Source organism: Streptomyces sp. NPDC107517 (assembly GCF_055582645.1).
Genome location: NZ_JBVJPM010000086.1, coordinates 1 through 3539, shown reverse-complemented (window position 1 = coordinate 3539; position 3539 = coordinate 1). Strand labels below are relative to the sequence as shown.

At 66.4% G+C, this 3539-nt stretch carries 2 protein-coding genes and 1 pseudogene; all 3 read right to left on the bottom strand.

Translation table 11 applies throughout. The features are described 5' to 3' along the window. Positions 1–189: 189 nt before the first annotated feature. Positions 190–804, bottom strand: a pseudogene (locus tag ACZ67T_RS46160) (IS3 family transposase); the annotation flags it as partial. Positions 805–914: 110 nt separating this feature from the next. Next, the gene (gene ltrA / locus ACZ67T_RS46155; RefSeq protein WP_469993058.1) at positions 915–2384 is read right to left on the bottom strand and encodes a group II intron reverse transcriptase/maturase; all 1470 of its coding nucleotides are present in this window, start codon (positions 2382–2384) and stop codon (positions 915–917) included. A gap of 573 nt (positions 2385–2957) precedes the next feature. Continuing rightward, complete coding sequence (locus ACZ67T_RS46150; protein ID WP_469993060.1) at positions 2958–3311, bottom strand: transposase; 354 nt, start codon at positions 3309–3311, stop codon at positions 2958–2960. Between the last annotated feature and the right edge of the window lie 228 nt (positions 3312–3539).

Genomic DNA, 3539 nt, shown 5'->3' with positions numbered 1-3539 from the left:
GCTGCCGCCTCCTCCGGGAGCAGTCCGTTCGCGATCTCCCGCCAGAACTGACGTTCCACTTCCCGCCGTAGCGCCGGCGCACCTGGCGACTTCATTGGCGAACGCCCGGTCAACGCCGCCATCCACCCTGCTGGCCTGCCCATCAACACCTCCGAGGACGAGGTGTTGCAACGACCGGTTGAATCCGCCCTGGGCCCCGTGGTCGGAGTGGAACACAGCGCCGGCCATGCCGCCGCGGGTCGAGGCGGCCATCCGCAGTGCGTCGGCGACCAGGCCGGTGCGCAAGTGGTCGGCGATGGACCAGCCGACGACCTTGCGGCTGAAACAGTCCAGCACGGTCGCAAGATAGAGGAACTCCCCGCCTGCGAGCGGGAGATACGTGATGTCGCCCATGTACTTCCGTCCCGGCTCGGTGGCTGTGAAGTCCCGCTGGAACAGGTCCGGGACCGGTGAGGCTGCCGGGTCCGGGACGGTAGTGCGCACGCGTCTGCGCAGGCGGATACCGGTGATGGAGAACGTCCGCATGATCCGGGCGATGCGCTTTTCGTTGACCCGCCGTCCTTTCTCGCGGAGCTCGGCGGTCACTCGCGGGGAGCCGTAGGCGCCGCCGGATTCGCCGTGAACCTCGCGGATCTCCTGGGCCAGGACCTGGTCCTGGCGCTGCCGGGTGGCGCGGGCCTCGGCGCCGGCGAGCCACTTGTAGTAGCTGGACCGGTTCACGTCCAGGACTTGGCAGAGCCGCTTCACCTCGTAGGTGTCCCGGTGGTCGTCGACGAACTGGAAGCGGCTCCTCACCAGTTCGTTGAGTCGGCACGGGGCGCGGTGCTGGTGTTGCCACCGGTCCGTTTCCCCGTGCCGCTCGCCGAACCCGGCGTACCCGTTTCCGAGTACCGGGCTCTCCACGGATGCTGCCGTCAACAGGCTTCTTGGAACCAGGGGTTGGGAATCTTGTTGCCGCGGTAGCGATACCGGGTCACCGGGATCGTCTGGATGTTCCGCAGCTCGACTCCGTTCGCCGTGAACGGCAGCCACCGCCCGGTGGGGGTGGTGTGCCGTCGGCGGAGTTCCTTCCAGCTCCAGCGGTGCCTCTCGCGCAGCAGTCTGGCCACTCTCCACCAGGTGAAGGCGTCCAGTTTGCTGAACACGCGTTTCGCGATGGCGTGTTGGAAGTAGAAGGCCCATCCGCCCCTGGCCATGTTCAGCTGGGCCAGTACGGCTTCCAGGTCCATGGGTGACGTCTTGCGGGTCAGGGCACGGATCTTCGCCTTCACCTGCCGGATGGCCCGGTCGGAGATGAAGGTGTAGACGTGCCATGTGCTCGTGCCTCGCTTGCGGCGCCACTGGATGTGGAACCCCAGGAAGTCGAGACCCTCGCTCATGTGAACGACCCGGGTCTTGGCTTCGGAAAGCCGCAGCCCTATCGGCCGCAATACCTGAGCGACCTCGTCGCGCAGTTGATGGACGTGTTCCTCGGAGCCGTTGACCAGAATGACGAAATCGTCCGCGTAACGGACAACACGCCAGGTCGCCGACCCCTTGGCGCGCAGGGTCTGGCGTCGTCTCGGTGACGAGAACGCGCCCCCTGCTTCCCACGGCCCATGCAGATGCTCATCGAGCGTCGACAGGGCAATGTTCGCCATCAACGGGGAAATGATCCCGCCCTGTGGCGTCCCGGCAAGCGTGTCCTCCAGCTCGCCGAGCTCCGTGAGAACCCCGGCCTTGAGGAACGCCTTCACCAGTGCCAGGACCTTCTTGTCCTTGATCCTTGCCCGGACCCGGTTCATCAGTGCGACATGATCGATCTCGTCGAAACACGCCGCGATGTCCGCGTCCAGCACCCATCGGTAGCCGTGGGTGCCCATGTGCTGGATCTCAGCAATCGCGTCCTGGGCCCGCCGCCGGGGCCGGAATCCGTAGGAGACCGGCTTGAAGTCGGCCTCGAAAATCGGCTCCAGCACCAGCTTCAGCGCGGCCTGGACGACCCGGTCAGCGATCACAGGAATGCCTAATCGCCTCACCTTCCCCGAGCCGCCCGGCTTGGGAATCATCTTCTCCCGCACCGGAAGCGGCCGGAACGTGCCCGATTTGAGCTGGGCCCGCAGGTCGTCCAAGAACCCCGGGACGCCGATCCGCATTTCGACGTCGGCGGCGGTCAGGCCGTCCACGCCGGCAGAGCGCGCTCCCCGGTTCCCCGCGACCCGGTCGAACGCCACCATCAGCGTCGCCGGGTCGTGCACGAAGTTGAACAAGTCGTCGAACCGGCGGCCGTGTTCGGCCGCCGCCCAACGGTGAAGCTTGGCCTGCATCTCCGATACCCGCTGACGCGGCCCCACCGGGGTCACCTCCAGCAGGGCGCCGCCGTTCGGCGGTGCGTCTTTCGGCATTACAGCCTCCAACTCTTCTCGCAATCCGCTGCCGCCCTTCCCCATGTGCCGGGCTCTCCCCGGCTCGGAGTACTACGACGGCTCCGCCCCACCCGGCCCGTTCGGTGGTCGATGCGCCTATCCCGGAGGCGAACTGGCAGTACGCCCCTTGGAGTTGAGACCGAATGGTTCCCGTGTTCGCTGTGGTCCGCTCGGTGGAGGAGGAGCCCGTCTGCATCCCTGCGGCATCGCCATGAGTACGCCGTGGGCCTTCCTCATGGCCTCCCGGACAGCAGAGACAAACCATCCAGGGAGTTTCCCCACCGCCTCCGGCGGCAGGTCTGCACCGCTCCCGGCCCTGATCCGCCAGGTTCGAGCCGGTCTCGCGTTGAGGGACGTAATGACGACGGTTCCTCGCGTACTCCTTTCCACCTCACTCGCCGGACCCGCACCATCTGGCAGTCCTGGTACGTCCCGGCTTTGTCAGGGCCGCTTGCCACCCTCCCCGGCATCACCCGGATCAGGCTGCCCTCAGCTTCACCACCCCGCCACGACAGGGCAGTTGACGAAGGTCTCTCACCTCCATACGGACCATCAGCGCCTCACGGCGCACGTCTCTCCGGCGAAATACTTGGCCGCCTTGCGGAGGATGTCCCGCTCGGTGGCGAGCTTGCGCTCACTTGCCTCGAGTTCTGCCACCCGGGCTTCCAGCTGTCGCACCCGCTCATCCGGATCAGCGGACGGAACGGCCTCCCGAGGCCGGACGGCCGGCTTCGCAGTCGCGGCGGTGACCCCACGGCGTTCGCGGTCCCGCAGCACCCACTCACGCAGCGTGGCCCGGTTGACGCCCAGGTCAGCGGCGATGCTCTTGTAGGTCGCCCCGGGTGTGGACTCGTACAGGGCCACGGCATCGGCCTTGAACTCGTCCGAGTAGTCCTTCATCGCCATCGGCGGTCTTCTCGCTTCCTCCGGATCAAACAGATCCAGTATCAGCGTGTCCACCACTCAGGGGGAGGCCCCGCCCACCTGATCACATGCGAGCAGCTCAAGGTCTGACACGAAAATAGTGTGGACGATGCAAGTCAGCCAGCCGTGATGGGTTCGAAGCGGACGGTCAGTCCGAGGCTGTTGGCTTCTTTGGTCATGCGGCGCATGGCGCGTTCGGGGTCGCGTTTG

Bases quoted from the DNA above. Each gene is read 5' to 3' on its own strand.
- ltrA (WP_469993058.1), bottom strand. From the start codon at position 2,384: ATGCCGAAAGACGCACCGCCGAACGGCGGCGCCCTGCTGGAGGTGACC.
- ACZ67T_RS46150 (WP_469993060.1), bottom strand. From the start codon at position 3,311: ATGGCGATGAAGGACTACTCGGACGAGTTCAAGGCCGATGCCGTGGCC.